At 59.7% G+C, this 15,875-nt stretch carries 17 protein-coding genes; 7 read left to right on the forward strand and 10 right to left on the reverse strand.

Annotation, left to right across the window (positions count from 1 at the left end):
* Positions 1 to 275: 275 nt before the first annotated feature.
* On the reverse strand, positions 276 to 887 hold the full coding sequence (locus tag VWY60_RS14515) for a hypothetical protein (RefSeq protein WP_416540983.1): 612 nt from the start codon (positions 885 to 887) through the stop codon (positions 276 to 278).
* Between the two features lie 128 nt (positions 888 to 1,015).
* The gene (locus VWY60_RS14520) at positions 1,016 to 3,364 is read right to left on the reverse strand and encodes a DNA topoisomerase IV subunit A (RefSeq protein ID WP_416540984.1); all 2,349 of its coding nucleotides are present in this window, start codon (positions 3,362 to 3,364) and stop codon (positions 1,016 to 1,018) included.
* Between the two features lie 313 nt (positions 3,365 to 3,677).
* Between VWY60_RS14520 and VWY60_RS14525 the strand changes: the two genes are divergently transcribed.
* From VWY60_RS14525 to VWY60_RS14550, 6 genes are all read left to right on the forward strand, one after another.
* The gene (locus VWY60_RS14525; RefSeq protein WP_416540985.1) at positions 3,678 to 4,391 is read left to right on the forward strand and encodes an SH3 domain-containing protein; all 714 of its coding nucleotides are present in this window, start codon (positions 3,678 to 3,680) and stop codon (positions 4,389 to 4,391) included.
* A 33-nt stretch (positions 4,392 to 4,424) separates the two neighbouring features.
* Positions 4,425 to 5,255: an SDR family NAD(P)-dependent oxidoreductase gene (locus tag VWY60_RS14530; RefSeq protein ID WP_416540986.1), complete on the forward strand. Its 831-nt coding sequence runs from the start codon at positions 4,425 to 4,427 to the stop codon at positions 5,253 to 5,255.
* 67 nt (positions 5,256 to 5,322) lie between these two features.
* Positions 5,323 to 5,529 carry a twin transmembrane helix small protein gene (locus VWY60_RS14535; protein WP_040176068.1) on the forward strand — a complete coding sequence of 69 codons (207 nt, stop codon included), beginning with the start codon at positions 5,323 to 5,325 and terminating at the stop codon, positions 5,527 to 5,529.
* 3 nt (positions 5,530 to 5,532) lie between these two features.
* Positions 5,533 to 6,105, forward strand: coding sequence for a cob(I)yrinic acid a,c-diamide adenosyltransferase (locus VWY60_RS14540; protein WP_340546565.1), 573 nt, complete (start codon positions 5,533 to 5,535; stop codon positions 6,103 to 6,105).
* Between the two features lie 310 nt (positions 6,106 to 6,415).
* Positions 6,416 to 7,174, forward strand: coding sequence for an electron transfer flavoprotein subunit beta/FixA family protein (locus VWY60_RS14545; protein ID WP_340546564.1), 759 nt, complete (start codon positions 6,416 to 6,418; stop codon positions 7,172 to 7,174).
* Entirely contained in the window at positions 7,174 to 8,100 is a 927-nt protein-coding gene (locus VWY60_RS14550) for an electron transfer flavoprotein subunit alpha/FixB family protein (RefSeq protein WP_340546563.1), read from the forward strand. Before VWY60_RS14545 ends, VWY60_RS14550 begins: the two co-directional genes overlap by 1 nt.
* 79 nt (positions 8,101 to 8,179) lie before the next feature.
* Here VWY60_RS14550 and VWY60_RS14555 read toward each other — a convergent pair whose 3' ends face one another.
* Positions 8,180 to 9,001, reverse strand: a complete 822-nt coding sequence (locus VWY60_RS14555) for a DUF6473 family protein (protein WP_340546562.1) — start codon at positions 8,999 to 9,001, stop codon at positions 8,180 to 8,182.
* Between the two features lie 155 nt (positions 9,002 to 9,156).
* On the opposite strand from VWY60_RS14555, the gene VWY60_RS14560 reads away from it, so the two are divergent.
* Positions 9,157 to 10,032 carry a 3-hydroxybutyryl-CoA dehydrogenase gene (locus tag VWY60_RS14560; RefSeq protein ID WP_340546561.1) on the forward strand — a complete coding sequence of 292 codons (876 nt, stop codon included), beginning with the start codon at positions 9,157 to 9,159 and terminating at the stop codon, positions 10,030 to 10,032.
* Positions 10,033 to 10,152: 120 nt separating this feature from the next.
* On the opposite strand, the gene VWY60_RS14565 is transcribed toward VWY60_RS14560, so the two are convergent.
* From VWY60_RS14565 to VWY60_RS14595, 7 genes are read right to left on the reverse strand one after another with little or no spacing between them, the layout of a single operon-like run.
* Positions 10,153 to 11,043 carry a lysophospholipid acyltransferase family protein gene (locus tag VWY60_RS14565; protein ID WP_416538345.1) on the reverse strand — a complete coding sequence of 297 codons (891 nt, stop codon included), beginning with the start codon at positions 11,041 to 11,043 and terminating at the stop codon, positions 10,153 to 10,155.
* 34 nt (positions 11,044 to 11,077) lie between these two features.
* On the reverse strand, positions 11,078 to 11,347 hold the full coding sequence (locus VWY60_RS14570) for an HPr family phosphocarrier protein (protein ID WP_340546559.1): 270 nt from the start codon (positions 11,345 to 11,347) through the stop codon (positions 11,078 to 11,080).
* Positions 11,348 to 11,755 carry a PTS sugar transporter subunit IIA gene (locus tag VWY60_RS14575; protein ID WP_416540987.1) on the reverse strand — a complete coding sequence of 136 codons (408 nt, stop codon included), beginning with the start codon at positions 11,753 to 11,755 and terminating at the stop codon, positions 11,348 to 11,350.
* Between the two features lie 9 nt (positions 11,756 to 11,764).
* Positions 11,765 to 12,655: an RNase adapter RapZ gene (gene rapZ, locus VWY60_RS14580; protein WP_416540988.1), complete on the reverse strand. Its 891-nt coding sequence runs from the start codon at positions 12,653 to 12,655 to the stop codon at positions 11,765 to 11,767.
* Positions 12,648 to 13,085, reverse strand: coding sequence for an HPr kinase/phosphorylase (locus VWY60_RS14585; protein ID WP_340546556.1), 438 nt, complete (start codon positions 13,083 to 13,085; stop codon positions 12,648 to 12,650). Before VWY60_RS14585 ends, rapZ begins: the two co-directional genes overlap by 8 nt.
* A 3-nt stretch (positions 13,086 to 13,088) precedes the next feature.
* Complete coding sequence (locus VWY60_RS14590; RefSeq protein WP_340546555.1) at positions 13,089 to 14,801, reverse strand: sensor histidine kinase; 1,713 nt, start codon at positions 14,799 to 14,801, stop codon at positions 13,089 to 13,091.
* A gap of 33 nt (positions 14,802 to 14,834) precedes the next feature.
* Positions 14,835 to 15,536, reverse strand: coding sequence for a response regulator transcription factor (locus tag VWY60_RS14595; RefSeq protein WP_340546554.1), 702 nt, complete (start codon positions 15,534 to 15,536; stop codon positions 14,835 to 14,837).
* Between the last annotated feature and the right edge of the window lie 339 nt (positions 15,537 to 15,875).

Genomic DNA, 15,875 nt, shown 5'->3' on the forward strand with positions numbered 1-15,875 from the left:
CTGTAGGCGCCCTTTTGAATTGGGGGTCGAAACCCGACCCGAATTTCCTCTGCGCGCGCGGCTTATTTGGTTTATAGGTGAAAATCAACCCGTTCCTGTGCGTCCTGTCGCAAATCACCGCCAGATCATGAACCATAGGCCACAGAGTTGCCGCCACAGGGGAATGGCAACAGGGTTCATTGCATCGGGCATGATCGGCCATGTCGGTGTCAGGGGTCCGGCCGGTCAGAGCCTGGCGGAAACGGATCTGGATCCACCGCGCGCGTGAGGCGGAATCAGCCCGCCGCGGCTACCGGTGGTTCTGTCGCCCCGGTGGTGCGCGGTTGGTCGACCTGTCCGGAGGTCTGTTCGGGCCCGAACCAGCCCTCTTTCTTGCGCTGCTCGACCAGCCAATCCTCGATCTGGCCCACAGCGTTGCGCGCCAGTCCCCGCATCTGTTCTTCGCGGGTCCGGGCATGACCGGATCCGACCAGGAAACTGTCTGCCGTTGTTGTCTCAAAGACGGTGAATTTCTTGACGACCTTGTTCAGTTTGGCACCTGCGGCGTCGTCCCAAACGGTCACATTGACCGCCAGAACCGATTTCGGGCTGAGCACGAGGGGTACGCCGCCGGGGGCGACAAAATACCCTTCAACGCTGATCCCGAAATGATAGATCTTGTCGCCCTGATACTGGCTGAAGCGGGCATTGACCTCATTGGTGAGGATATCGACCCATTCCTCTTTTGAGACTTTCCGCGACCCCGGCACCATCTGAACCTTGGATGCGATGACGATGTTATGACCCAGCTTGAAGTTCCCGAGTTCCTCCAGCGGTTCGTCCGGCGCAGCGGCGGTACAGGCGGCGACAGCGACCATGGCGGCCAGGAGGGTAAAGATCCGGATCATAGCAGTCTCATTTCAGTTAGAAGACACCCCCAGATAGCCGCCCGGTACGGAACCGGTAAAGCCGTCATGGCCCTACGGTTCCACCGGGTGGCGCTGAGGTCACAGGTACAGGGCAGCCACATCTGATCCTATTTGAACTTGTAGTTGCGCGGGAACCCGTAGGGCGGCCGTTTGCCGACACCTGCGCGCTTGCCCAACCACTGGCCCAGATCGGCTTCATGACGGGTCTTGCCACCGCCCATTTCCCAGCTGAGACCGTCATCCCAGTTGAACGTGGTGACATCGCTCAAACCGCCATCCAGCTCCAGCGACCCCTGCTTGCCACGGGCCATATTGTATTTCTGCAACCGCACGCCCTTGCCACGGGACAGCTCGGGCATCTCCTCAACCGCGAAGACCAGGAATTTGCCATTCTCAGACACCACTGCAACGTGATCGCCAATCACGGGGATGCAGATCTTGGCACGGTCGTCATCCTTGACGTTCAGCACCTGCTTGCCGCCGCGTGTCTGGGCAACGATATCTTTCTCGGCGCAGATAAAGCCGTTGCCCGCATCCGAGGCGACCAGCAGGCGACCGTCTGGATTGTGGATCAGGATATCGACAATCTCGACCTCATTGGGCAGATCCACCATCAGGCGCAGGGGTTCACCCATGCCGCGCCCGCCGGGCAGGTTGGACGCGGAAATCGTATAAAACCGCCCGTTGGACGCAAAGACCAGAAGCCGGTCCGTGGTTTCGGCATGGAAGATGAAGCGAGGGCCATCGCCATCCTTGAACTTCAATTCCCGGCCCAGGTCGATGTGGCCGGTCATAGCGCGGATCCAGCCCATCTGCGAGCAGACCACGGTGATCGGTTCGCGGTCGATCATCGCTTCGAGCGGCACATCTTCGACTTCGCCCGCCTCGGCAAAGCGGGTGCGACGCGGACCGCCCTCATAGGATTTGCCAAACTGCTTCTTGGTGTCCTTCAGCTGTTCGGCGATGCGGCTCCACTGGAGCTCTTCGGAGGCCAGCAATTCGACCAGCCCGGCGCGTTCTTCCTGCAGGGCATCGCGTTCGCGCACCAGTTCGATCTCTTCCAGGCGACGCAGGCTGCGCAACCGCATGTTCAGGATCGCTTCGGCCTGGACTTCGCTCAGCTCTCCAGGCCCGGCGGCGGGCGAGATATAATCGGCTTCGGTATAGGCGCGCGGGTGATCCAGCGCCCAGTTCTCGCGCATCAACGCGGCCTTGGGATCATCGTCATAACGGATGATATCAATCACGCGATCCAGATTGAGGAAGGCGATAATGAACCCTTCCAGAACCTCGAGCCGGTGGTCGATCTTGTCCATCCGGTGCTGCGACCGGCGCTGCAACACGTCGCGACGATGATCAAGGAAGGCGCGCAGCACCTCCTTCATCGAACAGACCTTGGGGGTCACGCCGTCGATCAGCACGTTCATGTTCAGGCTGAAGCGGATTTCCAGATCCGAATTGCGGAACATCATGTTCATCAGCACTTCGGGATCCACATTCTTGGACTTCGGCTCAAGAATGATGCGGATATCCTCGGCTGATTCGTCCCGAACATCGGCCAGGATCGGAATCTTCTTGGTCTGGATCAGCTCGGCGATCTTTTCGATCAGCTTGGATTTCTGGACCTGATAGGGGATTTCGGTAATGACGATCTGCCACTGGCCACGACCCAGATCCTCAACCTCATGGGTACAGCGCAGACGGAAGGATCCGCGCCCGGTGTTATAGGCCTTGGCGATATTTTCGCGTGGCTCGACAATCACGCCGCCGGTCGGAAAGTCCGGTCCCGGCACGTAGTTCAACAGCGTATCATCACGGGCATCCGGGGTCTTGATCAGATGCAGGCAGGCATCGATCAGTTCGCCGATATTATGCGGCGGGATATTGGTCGCCATGCCCACCGCGATACCGGCCGCACCATTGGCCAGGATATTCGGGAAGGTTGCGGGCAAAACAACCGGTTCGGTCAAACGCCCGTCGTAATTGTCACGGAAATCAACGGCGTTCTCGCTCAGCCCGTCCAGCATCGCCTCGGCTACAAAGGTCATCCGTGCCTCGGTGTAACGAGAGGCCGCCGGGTTATCGCCGTCGATATTGCCGAAGTTGCCCTGCCCGTCGACCAGCGGATAGCGGACGTTGAAATCCTGCGCCAGACGCGCCATCGCGTCGTAGATCGCCGCGTCGCCGTGGGGATGGAAATCACCCATGGTGTCGCCGGAGATCTTGGCCGATTTCAAAAAGCCGCCCGTCGAGGTGAGACGCAGGCGGCTCATCGCGTAGAGAATGCGGCGGTGCACCGGTTTCAGGCCATCGCGGGCATCGGGCAGCGCCCGGTGCATGATGGTGCTGAGAGCATAAGTCAGGTACCGCTCGCCAATCGCACGGCGCAGCGGCTCCAGTATTTCTCCGGTTGCGGGGGAATCGGGGGTGTCTTGATCATCTACCAGGTCGGTCATGCTCTGGTGATACTGCCCCCTCCGGTCTTGGTAAAGCGGGGCCGTGCGAAAATGCGGAGTTACCCCCACATATCGACCCCGCCACAACCGGCAGGGTCTGCCCGTCGCCCGACCACCGCCCGTACGACCGACAAAGCTGGCTTGGGGGAGAAAGTCGCCACCTCTCCCCTACTACGACTCGAAAAACTGCTGTAAGATCTAAGTTAAGCCGGAACAATCTGTGCAGCGGGTGCGTATTACCTGCAGCCGAGCGAATGCTCGATAATCATGAATTTGCACAGGTTTTCAGGCTGATCCTGGGGGGGATTTGTATATGTCACGCTTTGTTATCGCATCATTTCTGTTTTTGGGCTGGGGTTTTTACGAAGCCAGTGGCGGCGCTGATTTTGAGCCGCCCAAAGGCCCCTCTGCTGCCATCGACATCGCCAAGGCTGCTTTTGGCAGTGATGTCGACACCAGCGACACCGCAGCGCGCCGCACCGCGGTGACCGCAGAATCGCTGGTCAGCAAGGTGGCCCTGCGCGTGCCACAGACCGCAGCTACAACCTCAATGAACGCAAAATCGCCGCGCCCCTCCGCAGACCCCAATCTGCGTTCGCGTGTCGCGATGGCGCAGATCGCCGCCGTTGGTGAGGGGCTGACCAACAGTGACGCTGCATTTTCCGTGGCCCAGGCTGCGGCGCCCGCCTCTGCGCGGATACCGGGTTCGGGCGATACGGCAACGGTGCAGCTGGCCTCGCTGTCGGATGGGCTGTCGGGGCAACCCCTGATTCAGGCCGCGCTCGAAGCGGATGCCGCCGAATTGAACCCGGCCGAACCCGCAGAAGACATCCGCACCATCACTGCAACCCGCGTCAACATGCGGACAGGCCCCGGCACGGTTTACCCGATCCTGGATCGGCTCAGCAACGGCGAGAAAGTCACGGTTGTTGAGGACATTGGCACCGGCTGGCTGCACCTGCGCACCGTAAAAGACGGCAAGGTTGGCTGGATTGCGGCTTCCCTGGTGAGCAAGAAACGCCCATAAAGCGCCGGTACAGGTGACCGCGCGAGGGGTTTTATGCGAAAAACGATCCTGATCACAGGCTGCTCCTCCGGGATCGGCCTGGATGCTGCGCATGGTATGCGCGAACGTGGCTGGACCGTGTTCGCCTCCTGCCGCAAACCGGTCGACTGCGACAGGCTGCGCGCGCAAGGATTTGTCAGCCCGCTGATGGATTACACAGATGCAGAAAGTCTGCGCAGCGGTCTGGCAGAAGTTCTGGAGCGCACCGGCGGCACGCTGGACATATTGTTCAACAATGGTGCGCACGGGCTGCCCGGCGCTGTTGAGGACGTCTCCACCGAAGGGCTGCGCAGCATCTTTGAAAGCAATGTCTTTGGCTGGCACGAGCTGACCCGCAACGTCATCCCGGTGATGCGCGCACAGGGGCACGGGCGGATCGTTCAGAATTCCTCGATCCTCGGTTTTGTGAGCTTCCCCTGGCGCGGCGCCTATGTGGCGACCAAACACGCCATCGAAGGGCTGACCGATACCATGCGGGTTGAGCTGCGCGACAGCGGCATCAAGGTCATTCTGATCGAGCCCGGCCCTGTGACGTCGAAGATCCGCGAAAAGGCCATTCCCCATTTCGAGAAATACGTCGATTGGGAGAACTCCGCCCTGCGCGACCGCTATGAGGCCAGCCTTCTGAAGCGGCTCTATGAAAGCAATGGACCAGACAGGTTCGAACTCCCGGCATCCTCAGTCACGGCCAAACTGATCCATGCCTGCGAGAGCCGACGGCCACGTCCGCGTTACTATGTCACCGTGCCGACCCATATCGGAGGTGTGCTAAAACGCATCCTGACCACGCGCGCGATTGACCGTATCCTCGCGCGGCTTAGATAGCTGATGCGCGGCGGGCCCTGCCATGAAGGCGGCGGCTGTCGCGGCAAGAAACAAGGAATATGAGAAGATGGGCGATCCGCTCTACATCCTGGCGATTGCTGCGATCGCCGCAACCGTCATCGTGCTGGTAATCGGCATTGGTGGCTTCGGCGCCGGCGGCGCCTTCAATGCCAGAAATGCCAACAAGATGATGCGCCTGCGCATCCTGTTTCAGTTCCTCGCCGTGGTGTTCATCCTCGGATATGTCTATCTTCGCGCTCAGGGAGGTCAGTAAATCATGGTCGTATTGAACAAGATCTACACCCGTACCGGCGACAAGGGCGACACCGCTCTTGGCAATGGAGACCGCGTTGCCAAACATTCCGCGCGGGTCAATGCCTATGGCACCTCGGACGAGCTGAATGCCTTTGTCGGGGTGGCGCGACTGGAGGCCGATGGTGAGATGGACGCGGCGCTGGCGCGTATTCAGAATGACCTGTTTGACCTGGGCGCGGACCTCTGCCGACCTGAAATGGACAAAGATGCCAATGCCGAATACCCGCCACTGCGTGTTGCCGATGCACAGGTTGCGCGTCTGGAGGCGGAAATTGATGTCATGAACGCCAATCTCGCGCCTCTGCGCAGCTTTGTGCTGCCCGGCGGCGCAGCTCTCTCCGCACATCTCCATGTATGTCGTACCGTGGCGCGCCGCGCCGAACGTCTGGCAACCGAGCTTGCCACGCAGGAGGACATCAATCCGGCAGCGGTGAAATATCTCAACCGGCTGTCCGACTGGTTCTTTGTTGCGTCGCGTGCTGCCAATGACAACGGCGCGCGCGATGTGCTCTGGGTGCCCGGCGCCAATCGGTAAGCGCCGCAATGACAATACCCCACGCGCCCGGCCGAGCGGCGCGTGGCAGAGCTGGTCGGTGATCGCATAGCGCTGCGGCAACCTGTCCCATCGAGATCAAGCACCGGTATAGCTGCCGCTGCGGCAGTGCAGCATTATCGGCGAAACATTCCTGCAAAACTGCTAATGCAAACCGTCAGACGCGACGTCGGAGGGCGGTAACGTGACGATTTTGCCCTGTTGCGGCGCAATCTAAGCCGCTATCAACATCGCGAGAGCATGGAGGAGAGTCGCCCCGGCGGCTTACCGTTTGTTAAGGAGAGAACGCAAAATGAAGGTACTTGTGCCTGTCAAGCGCGTGATTGACTACAACGTGAAGGTCCGCGTCAAAGCGGACGGCAGCGGTGTCGATCTCGCCAACGTCAAAATGTCGATGAACCCGTTTGACGAAATCGCCGTCGAAGAGGCGATCCGCCTCAAGGAAGCCGGCAAAGCTGATGAGATCGTCGTTGTCTCCATCGGTGTGAAGCAGGCGCAGGAAACCCTGCGGACCGCGCTCGCCATGGGTGCCGACCGCGCGATCCTGGTTGTTGCAGCAGATGACGTGCATACCGACATCGAGCCGCTGGCCGTTGCCAAAATCCTCGCCAAAGTGGTCGAGGAAGAGCAGCCCGGCCTGGTTCTGGCAGGCAAGCAGGCGATCGACAACGACATGAATGCCACCGGTCAGATGCTGTCGGCGCTTCTGGGCTGGTCGCAGGGCACCTTTGCCTCTGAGCTGGACATCGATGGCGATAGCGCCGTTGTGACCCGCGAAGTGGACGGCGGCCTGCAGACCATCAAGGTGAAGATGCCCGCCATCGTCACCGTTGACCTGCGCCTGAACGAGCCGCGTTACGCTTCGCTGCCGAACATCATGAAGGCCAAGAAAAAGCCGCTGGACGAGAAAACCGCCGCCGACTACGGCGTCGATGTCTCCCCGCGTCTGGAAATCATCTCCACCACTGAACCCGCAGCCCGTGCCGCAGGCATCATCGTGGGCTCCGTGGATGAGTTGGTCGGTAAACTCAAAGAAGCGGGGGCTGTGTAATGGCTGTTCTTCTCCTTGCCGAAGTGACCGATGGCGCCCTGGCGCTGGACGCAACCGCAAAAGCCGTGACCGCGGCAAGCAAGCTGGGCGACGTGACCGTTCTGGCCGCTGGCGCCTCTGCGGCAGCAGCCGGTGCAGAAGCCGCCAAGATTGCAGGCGTGTCGAAGGTTCTGGTTGCTGAAGACGCCTCGCTCGGCCACCGTCTGGCGGAACCGACTGCTGCGCTGATCGCCTCGCTGGCATCCGACTATGAGCACATCGTGGCGCCTGCGACCACTGACGCCAAGAACGTCTTGCCCCGCGTTGCAGCCCTGCTGGACGTGATGGTCATTTCGGACGTATCCGGTGTTGTCGATGGCGACACATTCGAGCGTCCGATCTACGCAGGCAACGCGGTTCAGACCGTAAAGTCGCGCGACGCCAAAAAGGTGATCTCGTTCCGGACATCCACCTTCGACGCGGCTGGTGACGGCGGCTCCGCCTCCGTTGACACCATTTCCGCTGCCGAAAACCCCGGCCTGTCCGAATGGGTCGAGGACAAAGTCGCCGCCAGCGATCGCCCCGAGCTGACCTCGGCCGGTGTTGTTGTGTCCGGTGGTCGTGGTGTTGGGTCCGAAGAGGACTTCAAACTGATCGAAAACCTGGCCGACAAGCTGGGTGCGGCGGTTGGCGCCTCCCGCGCGGCCGTGGATTCGGGCTATGCACCGAACGACTGGCAGGTGGGTCAAACCGGCAAGGTCGTGGCGCCTGAGCTTTATGTTGCGGTTGGGATCTCCGGCGCAATTCAGCACCTGGCAGGCATGAAGGACTCCAAGATCATCGTTGCGATCAACAAGGATGAAGAGGCTCCGATCTTCCAGGTTGCCGATTACGGCCTGGTGGCCGACCTGTTCCAGGCCGTGCCCGAGCTGATCGAAAAACTGTAAGCGCATCGCGTAAACATGTGAAAAGCCCGCGACATCTGTCGCGGGCTTTTTTTGTTTCCAACAACCTTTCGGGTCGCGATCAGTTCCTGAGGCGGGGTTGCAGATACTGCGCCACCTGCGCCGCAATTCTAACATGCTCCTTCGGGCCGACCATTCGCTGGGCCGACGGCAAATCAAGCTGTCCGTAGAACATGCCGTCAATGTCTGCGGCATCCCGCGCGGTATGGACAGGGATCTCAACAACCCCGAGCACGCGCGCACGCAGTGCATCCACCATCGGCCGGTCAACCAGCGCAGGCTCATGCCCAAACAGGGCCTGATGATCGACGTCGTAATGGATCCAGAGCAAAGTCACCTCCCCATTAAGCGCCGCGATCAGCTCTCCCATACGGTCAACCCAGGTCTCTTGCAGATGATCACGAACGGTTTCGTAACGGGTTCTGCAACAAGATCGGAGCGCGCTCAGCAGGTGCTTGTTAAAGTGATACTCCGTGAAATCCATTTCCGGATACAGATCCCGCAGCGGCTCATGAGCGCATAAGAACCTGTCATTGCGCCGGGGATGAACCTTGTAATAGCCGTTGGAGATATTCTGTGCCCCCAGCACCTGGACAAGAGATGCTTCGGCCTTGCGGGCAATATCCAGAATATCCGGATCGCTCAAAAAGCTGTCGACCCCGGCATTCACGCTGCCAAGGTTTACGCAGGGGCGCTGTAGAATCGTTTCTGCTTCGGCCACGAAGGGACGTTCGACAAAGCGTCCAAAGACCTCTGTGCCGCCAATAAATGCCAAATATGGTTCAGTCAGATTACGCGCCGGCCCGCGGACCAATAATTTCGAGCCCGCATAGCTGCAAGGCTCGCCCGCAAGCGCTGTCGCGCTCTTGAGTTCATAGCTCATAATACCCACCAAATTTCACCCGAGACTCACTTAATCCGAGATCCGTTGACGAATTGCTAATGCTCAACTTTGCCTAAAAACCCGGCCAATCGGCCTTGTGCCGCCCACGGACCCGCCAGTATGATCCGCCGGAAAACTCCCAAGAGGCATGAGCGATGGACATCCAGAAAATAGGCGTGATTGGTGCAGGCCAGATGGGCAATGGCATCGCACATGTGATGGCGCTGGCAGGCTATGATGTTGTTTTGAATGACATAAGCCAACAGGCCTTGGACAGTGCCGTGAATGCGGTGAAGAAGAACCTGACCCGGCAGGCCAGCAAGGGCAAGATTGAGCAGGCGGATGTTGACGCTGCACTAGGGCGCATTTCGACAACGTTAACGCTGGCGGATGTCGGCAAGACTGATCTGGTCATCGAAGCGGCGACAGAACGCGAAACGGTGAAGCAGGCCATTTTCGAGGATCTGCTGCCGCATCTGCTGCCGCACACGATTCTCACCTCCAACACCTCGTCGATCTCGATCACCCGACTGGCCAGCCGGACCGACCGACCGGAGCGTTTCATGGGGTTTCACTTCATGAACCCGGTGCCGGTCATGCAGCTGGTCGAACTGATCCGCGGCATCGCCACAGATGAGGCCACTTTCTCGGCCTGTCACGCGGTGGTGGAAAAACTGGGCAAGACCGCAGCAAGCGCGGAGGATTTCCCCGCCTTTATCGTCAATCGGATCCTGATGCCGATGATCAATGAGGCGGTCTACACCCTGTATGAAGGCGTGGGATCCGTGAAATCCATTGATGAGTCGATGAAGCTGGGCGCCAATCATCCGATGGGACCATTGGAGCTGGCTGATTTCATCGGTCTGGATACCTGTCTTGCTATCATGAATGTACTACATGATGGTCTGGCGGACACCAAATACCGCCCCTGCCCGCTGCTGACGAAATATGTCGAAGCAGGCTGGCTGGGCCGGAAAACGCAACGCGGGTTCTATGATTACCGGGGCGAGATCCCAGTGCCGACGCGATAGGCGGATATCTCAGAAAGGGGGCGCTGCCCCCTTCGCAGGCGAAACCGTCTGCCAGACGGTTTCCGGGAAGCCTGCTCATCCCCCGGGATATTTCCAGCCAGAAGATGACGCGCGGCGGCTCTAGCCCAGCTTACCGAGCGACAGCGTATGTTCGCGCAGCCAGGCCATAAAGCCGCGCGGATCGCTCTGCAGCTTTTCCATCTGCGCATCGCTAAGGGGTTCACCGACAACCGGGCTCTGCGGCTTGTTGCAGGATCGCACGATCTCATGCAGCAACAACCCCTGACGCAGGATCGGCGAGACCTGATTGGCGATCTGGTACCAGCGAGAATTGCTGCCCGGAAAAAAGATGGGCACCACACGCGCGCCGGAGCGGCGAATGAGCTGGGCGGTGAACACGTTCCATTCCCGCTCGATTGCGGGGCCGAACCAGCTGTCCGAGGACATCACCACACCGGAGGGAAACAGCGCGACCACGCCCCCCTCTTTCAGATGCGCCATCGTTTTGGCCCGCATTTCGACCATCTTGCTTTGTGCTTCGGGGTCATGGGGAAACGGGACCGGGATCATAAAAGAGGTTGCCGCCTCGTCCAGGCCGGTCAGCACGGAGCGGGTCAGGATGCGATAATCCTGACGCACCCTGCCAATGAGATCCGCAAAGATCATCCCATCGACCATCCCATGCGGGTGATTTGCAACCACCACCACCGGCCCCTCTCGCGGGATGCGCAGGATTTGCTCCTGCGGTGTTTCCAGATCGATTCCCATGACATTGAGGGCACCGCGCCAGAATTTCTGGCCCCGGTATTCGGCGTTGCTGCGCTCGAACCGGCGCACCATCCTGAGGATCGTCAGCTTGCCCGTGCACCATTCGATGGCGCGGATCGCAAAAGACGTCCAGCGGTCGTCAAAGGAATTGGCATAGGTGAGAGTCCGGCGGTCATAGATCTCGCCGGTCTCTTCGGTCCCTGGCGTCGCGCCAGCGTCGCGATCATGCGCAGTATCCGCCAAGTGCCTTGTCCTGTTCCGTAGCTTTGAATGAGCCTCAGTAGCCTTCGCCGAACTTGTCAGCAACAAGCGTGTCCAACGCCGAGGCAAGCGCCTCTGCATCCGGGCCCGAGGTCTCGATGTCAATAGTCGTTCCTTTTGAGGCTGCCAACATCAAAAGCCCCATGATGCTGTCCCCGGAGGCCGACAGCCCGTCCCGCGAGACTTCGGCCGTGGCATCAAAGCCCTCGACCACCTCGACCAGCTTCGCTGAGGCGCGCGCGTGCAGTCCTTTTTCATTGACGATTTTCAGCGTTTTACGAACCATTTAGTGCGCTTGCTCCCCTTCGGGGTTGATATTTTGGGCGTTAATGTACTTGCGGCCCGCCTCCATGGCATGCCTGACCGCATCCGCAACAGGCAGATGGCGGGATTTTGCCAGTTTGATGAGCATCGGCAGATTGGCCCCGTAGAGGATCCGGCGATCTGGTGGCGTACAGGCCAAGAGGCTGAGGTTCGACGGAGAACCGCCAAACAGGTCCGTGACCACAACGACACCGCCGCCGCTATCGACGGCATCGGCAGCACGGCAGATCTCGCGCTGCTTCTCATCCCGGTCGTCTTCTGGGCCTATGCTGATCGCCTCCAGGAAGACCTGAGGACCCACAACATGTTCCACGGCGGCCAGATATTCTCTGGCCAGCCCCCCATGTGCAACGATCACGATTCCGATCAAGCCGGTCCCTCACTTCTGTCGCTGGCCGTGCAGCTCGCGGTGTCTAATTGACACCTGCTGCCCGTTTTCCGCAAGGTCCTTGGCCAGGGTTTCTGCCATCGTGACCGAGCGGTGCTGCCCTCCGGTGCATCCAAATGCTATAGAGAGATGCGATTTACCCTCTTCTCGATACGCAGGCAACAGCAAGCGGATCAGATCAAGCACCCGGTCAAAGAACGGCTGATAGCGGCTGTCCTCCTTAACATAGCTCTGCACCTTCGGATCCCGCCCGTCTAGGCTTCGCAAGTCTTTCTCCCAATAGGGATTGCGCAGGAACCGGCAGTCGAACACCATATCAATGCTGCGTGGCACGCCGCGTTTGTAGGAAAAGCTCTGCAAGGAAACCGCCAGCGCCCGCCCTTCGGGGGCAAAGCGGCGTTCGATATCCGCCTTCAGCTGGTGGATGTTCATCTCCGAGGTATCAAGCAACAGGTCGGAACGGTCGCGGATCGGCAGCATCAGATCAATCTCGCGAAGCACCCCGACCTCAGGATCCTCGGCCGGGGCAAGCGGATGGCGGCGCCGGGTCTCCGAGTAGCGTCGCAGCAGGACATCGGGGTCGGCATCGAGGTAGAGCACGGTCAGATGTAGATCCCGGCGCGCAGCCAGCATGTCGATAACATCGAGCAAGGCGGCGGGGGAGAAATCCCGGTTGCGACTGTCCAGACCCAGCGCCATCGGTCGGGTCAGGCTGTTGGTCTCCACCAGACCGGGCAGCAGGCGCAAAGGCAGATTGTCAATCGCCTCAAAACCGAGGTCCTCCAGCACGTTGATGGCCGTGGTGCGCCCGGCACCGGACGGGCCTGTCACCAGAACAATCGGCACCGCCGTTGGATCAGGAACAGCATCCGGGTCAGGCATCGGGATTCAAGGCTCCGTGTTTGAGAAACTGCAGCAGTGCAGGGGCGAAATGCGGGCCGTCGACACGACGCAGCTGGCGGATTGGCCGGTTGAGGATCGTGGTTTCAATCTGGGGCGGCAGGCGTTCGGTTTCAACATGATCCAGATCGACGACACCGGCCAAATGCGCCTGGTCTGCTGCCCGGGCGAACAGCAGGCCCAACCCGCGCGCCTCGATCATATTGCGCAATGGTTCCGGCGCGCTGACCACCAGAGCGTCATCGCTGGCAGTTATGATCACCTGATCATCCGCGATCAGCTCCGCCCCGAGCGCCATCATTTGCAAGGCCAGTGTCGATTTTCCACTGCCGGAGCCGCCCGTGATCAACAGACCCTGCCCCGCCACCGCGACACAGCTGGCGTGAAGCCGACAGGTCGGCGTCGCAGCCATGGGTCAGACCGGGAGGCCGACGACAAACCGAGCCCCCAGAGGTTCCGAGGTGATGTCAGCTTCGGTCGGGCGGATATTCTCGGCCCAGATCACACCACCGTGTGCTTCGACGATCTGTTTGGAAATCGCCAGACCAAGGCCCGAGTTATTGCCAAAATGCTCAACGGGCCGTTGTGAATAGAAGCGTTTGAACACCTTGCTCAGGGCCTGATCGGGGATGCCGGGACCGGTATCTTCAACCACGACCAGAACGCGGTTGTCGCGACGGCGCGCCCAGACGCGGATGGCATCGCCGTCCTCGCAGAAGGAAATCGCGTTGGTGATCAGGTTGACGAAGACCTGCGCCAGCCGGGCCTCCAGCCCCTGAATTGTTATCGGTGTCTTTGGCAGGTCGGTGATATAGTCGATCCCCTTGCCGCGCGCATCCTCGCCAAGGAATTGATTGAGGTTGCCAAGCATATGGAGGAGATCAAAGCTCTCCTCCTCCTCTTTCACCAGCTCAGCGTCCAGCCGCGAGGCATTGGAGATATCGCTGACCAACCGGTCCAGACGCCGCACGTCGTGTTCGATGACATCCAGCAGCTTGTCACGCTGATCTTCGCGTTTGACCATCCGTAGCGTACCGACCGCCGATTGGAGGCTGGCCAGCGGGTTCTTGATCTCATGAGCCACATCTGCGGCAAACTGTTCATTGCTGTCGATGCGATTATAGAGCGCCTTGACCATACCACGCAGGGCGCGGCTGAGACGGCCAATTTCATCCGGGCGGGCGCTCAGATCGGGAATGCGAATGCGCCCAGGCTTTGATTTTCGGGAGTCGCCATCGCGACCCAGCTCTGCGGCTTCTGCGAGGTCTGCGAGCGGGTTTGCGATCGTTGAGGCCAGCACCAGGCTCAACCCGATGGATACGACCAGCGCGACCACAAACATCTGCAGGACGCGCTCCTGCTCGCCGCGAACCAATGCGTCGATTTCGCCGGTTGGTGAGGCCAGCGTGACAACGCCGATCGCTTCTCCCTGAAACAGGATCGGCGTGGCAGCGGAGAAGACCGTGCCGCCGCTGGTATCAACAACGGCCTTTACCTCTGTCCCGCCGACCAGCGCCTGTTGCACCATAGCGCGCAGCTGATCCTCAAGAGGCTGGGCCGGGGTCTCCGGCGTGTCCGACTTCAACAATCCGCCCACAAAGGACCAAACAGCCGCCAGAGCATCGCTGATCAGGGTTGCTGATGGGCTGGCGTCATTGAGAAGGTCCAGCGCGCCGCCCTGTTCGATCCCCTTGGTCTGGGCAATCAGCGTCCCTGCGGTGTCAAAGACAAACACTTCCGCACCGGCCCGCAGGCTGATGTTCTGAAGGGTCGTTACCGGATCTATCCCGTCGCCGACCGCAAGGCTCACGGTGCCCAGTTCAGGCAGCTGTGCCTCAAACACATCCGAGATCAGCATCGCTTCGGCCGCCAGGGCACCTGCGCGCTGAAGCACAAGGCTCTGACGCGAGGAATTGAGATAGAGGATACCCGACACCAGAATGATCAGCGCAATAAGGTTCAGCGTGATGATCCTGCGTGTGAGCGGCGACGCCCGCAGCGTCAGGACGCCGCGACGGGCCCGCCGGTCCTGAAGTTCACGCGCGACGTTCTGCTCCGGCGCGACCCAATCATCGCCCAGAACAACATCACTATCCCGCCGTGGGCGGGTTATGCCAGAATCGCGCATCGGCGTTGTACTCCGCCTGACCCTGAGCAGGGCTTACTCTTCATTGTAACGGTACCCGATACCATAAAGGGTCTCAATCGCCGAGAATTCAGGGTCCGCATTGCGCATTTTCTTGCGCAAGCGTTTGATGTGGCTGTCGATGGTCCGGTCGTCCACATAGACCTGATCGTCATAGGCGACATCCATCAGCTGGTCGCGGCTTTTGACGAAACCCGGTCGCTGTGCCAGTGCCTGCAGGAGCAGGAATTCAGTCACCGTGAGCGATACATCCTGCCCCTTCCAGCTGACAGAATGGCGTAGGGGATCCATCCGCAGGTTGCCACGCTCCATCACCTTGTTTTCGGTGGTGGTGGCCACTGCATCGCCGCTGATCGCCTCCTGACGGCGGAGCAATGCGCGGATGCGTTCGACCAGCAGCCGCTGCGAAAACGGTTTCTTGACGTAGTCATCAGCGCCCATGCGCAGGCCCAGAACCTCGTCGATCTCATCATCCTTGGAGGTGAGGAAGATCACCGGCATCTGGGTCTTCTGGCGCAGTCGCTGCAACAGGTCCATGCCGTCCATCCGTGGCATCTTGATATCAAGGACGGCCATATCGGGCAGCTTCTTGTTGAACGCGTCCAACGCAGCCTGCCCGTCATTATAGGTCTCAACCTCGAAGCCTTCAGCCTCAAGGGTCATCGAGACCGAAGTCAGGATATTCCGATCATCATCGACTAAAGCAATCTTAGACATCTGATTGGCCCCTAATCTGCTCTTTTTTGCGTTTTTTAGACGTTCATCGCCGTTCTACCTCGGCGAATCAATGCCAATTGAGGAATCTCGACACAGTTTCGCCTCAATTGAGACAAAAATACCTTAGCAGGCGCTGAACATTCCGGCATCTACCCTCGCAAATTGTCTTTAAAAAAAATGGTTGCGCTAAACATCGCCTTGATGGCGCTAACTGCGTCAAACCGTTCTGTTCAGCCAGTAAAACCTCATGTTAAGACCACCCACATCGGCCGGTTGTGCCGATCTCTGCCCCAGGGCGCGGCTTTTATTGTTTGCGGCCTTCAATGGTCGACACAGGAG

Origin of the sequence: Phaeobacter sp. JH20_26, from assembly GCF_048056275.1 — a bacterium.
GTDB classification, from domain to species: Bacteria; Pseudomonadota; Alphaproteobacteria; order Rhodobacterales; family Rhodobacteraceae; genus Phaeobacter; species Phaeobacter bryozoorum.

Coding starts and splice junctions, on each gene's coding strand:
- VWY60_RS14515 (WP_416540983.1), bottom strand. CDS start 887: ATGATCCGGATCTTTACCCTCCTGGCCGCCATGGTCGCTGTCGCCGCC.
- VWY60_RS14520 (WP_416540984.1), bottom strand. CDS start 3,364: ATGACCGACCTGGTAGATGATCAAGACACCCCCGATTCCCCCGCAACC.
- VWY60_RS14525 (WP_416540985.1), top strand. CDS start 3,678: ATGTCACGCTTTGTTATCGCATCATTTCTGTTTTTGGGCTGGGGTTTT.
- VWY60_RS14530 (WP_416540986.1), top strand. CDS start 4,425: ATGCGAAAAACGATCCTGATCACAGGCTGCTCCTCCGGGATCGGCCTG.
- VWY60_RS14535 (WP_040176068.1), top strand. CDS start 5,323: ATGGGCGATCCGCTCTACATCCTGGCGATTGCTGCGATCGCCGCAACC.
- VWY60_RS14540 (WP_340546565.1), top strand. CDS start 5,533: ATGGTCGTATTGAACAAGATCTACACCCGTACCGGCGACAAGGGCGAC.
- VWY60_RS14545 (WP_340546564.1), top strand. CDS start 6,416: ATGAAGGTACTTGTGCCTGTCAAGCGCGTGATTGACTACAACGTGAAG.
- VWY60_RS14550 (WP_340546563.1), top strand. CDS start 7,174: ATGGCTGTTCTTCTCCTTGCCGAAGTGACCGATGGCGCCCTGGCGCTG.
- VWY60_RS14555 (WP_340546562.1), bottom strand. CDS start 9,001: ATGAGCTATGAACTCAAGAGCGCGACAGCGCTTGCGGGCGAGCCTTGC.
- VWY60_RS14560 (WP_340546561.1), top strand. CDS start 9,157: ATGGACATCCAGAAAATAGGCGTGATTGGTGCAGGCCAGATGGGCAAT.
- VWY60_RS14570 (WP_340546559.1), bottom strand. CDS start 11,347: ATGGTTCGTAAAACGCTGAAAATCGTCAATGAAAAAGGACTGCACGCG.
- rapZ (WP_416540988.1), bottom strand. CDS start 12,655: ATGCCTGACCCGGATGCTGTTCCTGATCCAACGGCGGTGCCGATTGTT.
- VWY60_RS14585 (WP_340546556.1), bottom strand. CDS start 13,085: ATGGCTGCGACGCCGACCTGTCGGCTTCACGCCAGCTGTGTCGCGGTG.
- VWY60_RS14590 (WP_340546555.1), bottom strand. CDS start 14,801: ATGCGCGATTCTGGCATAACCCGCCCACGGCGGGATAGTGATGTTGTT.
- VWY60_RS14595 (WP_340546554.1), bottom strand. CDS start 15,536: ATGTCTAAGATTGCTTTAGTCGATGATGATCGGAATATCCTGACTTCG.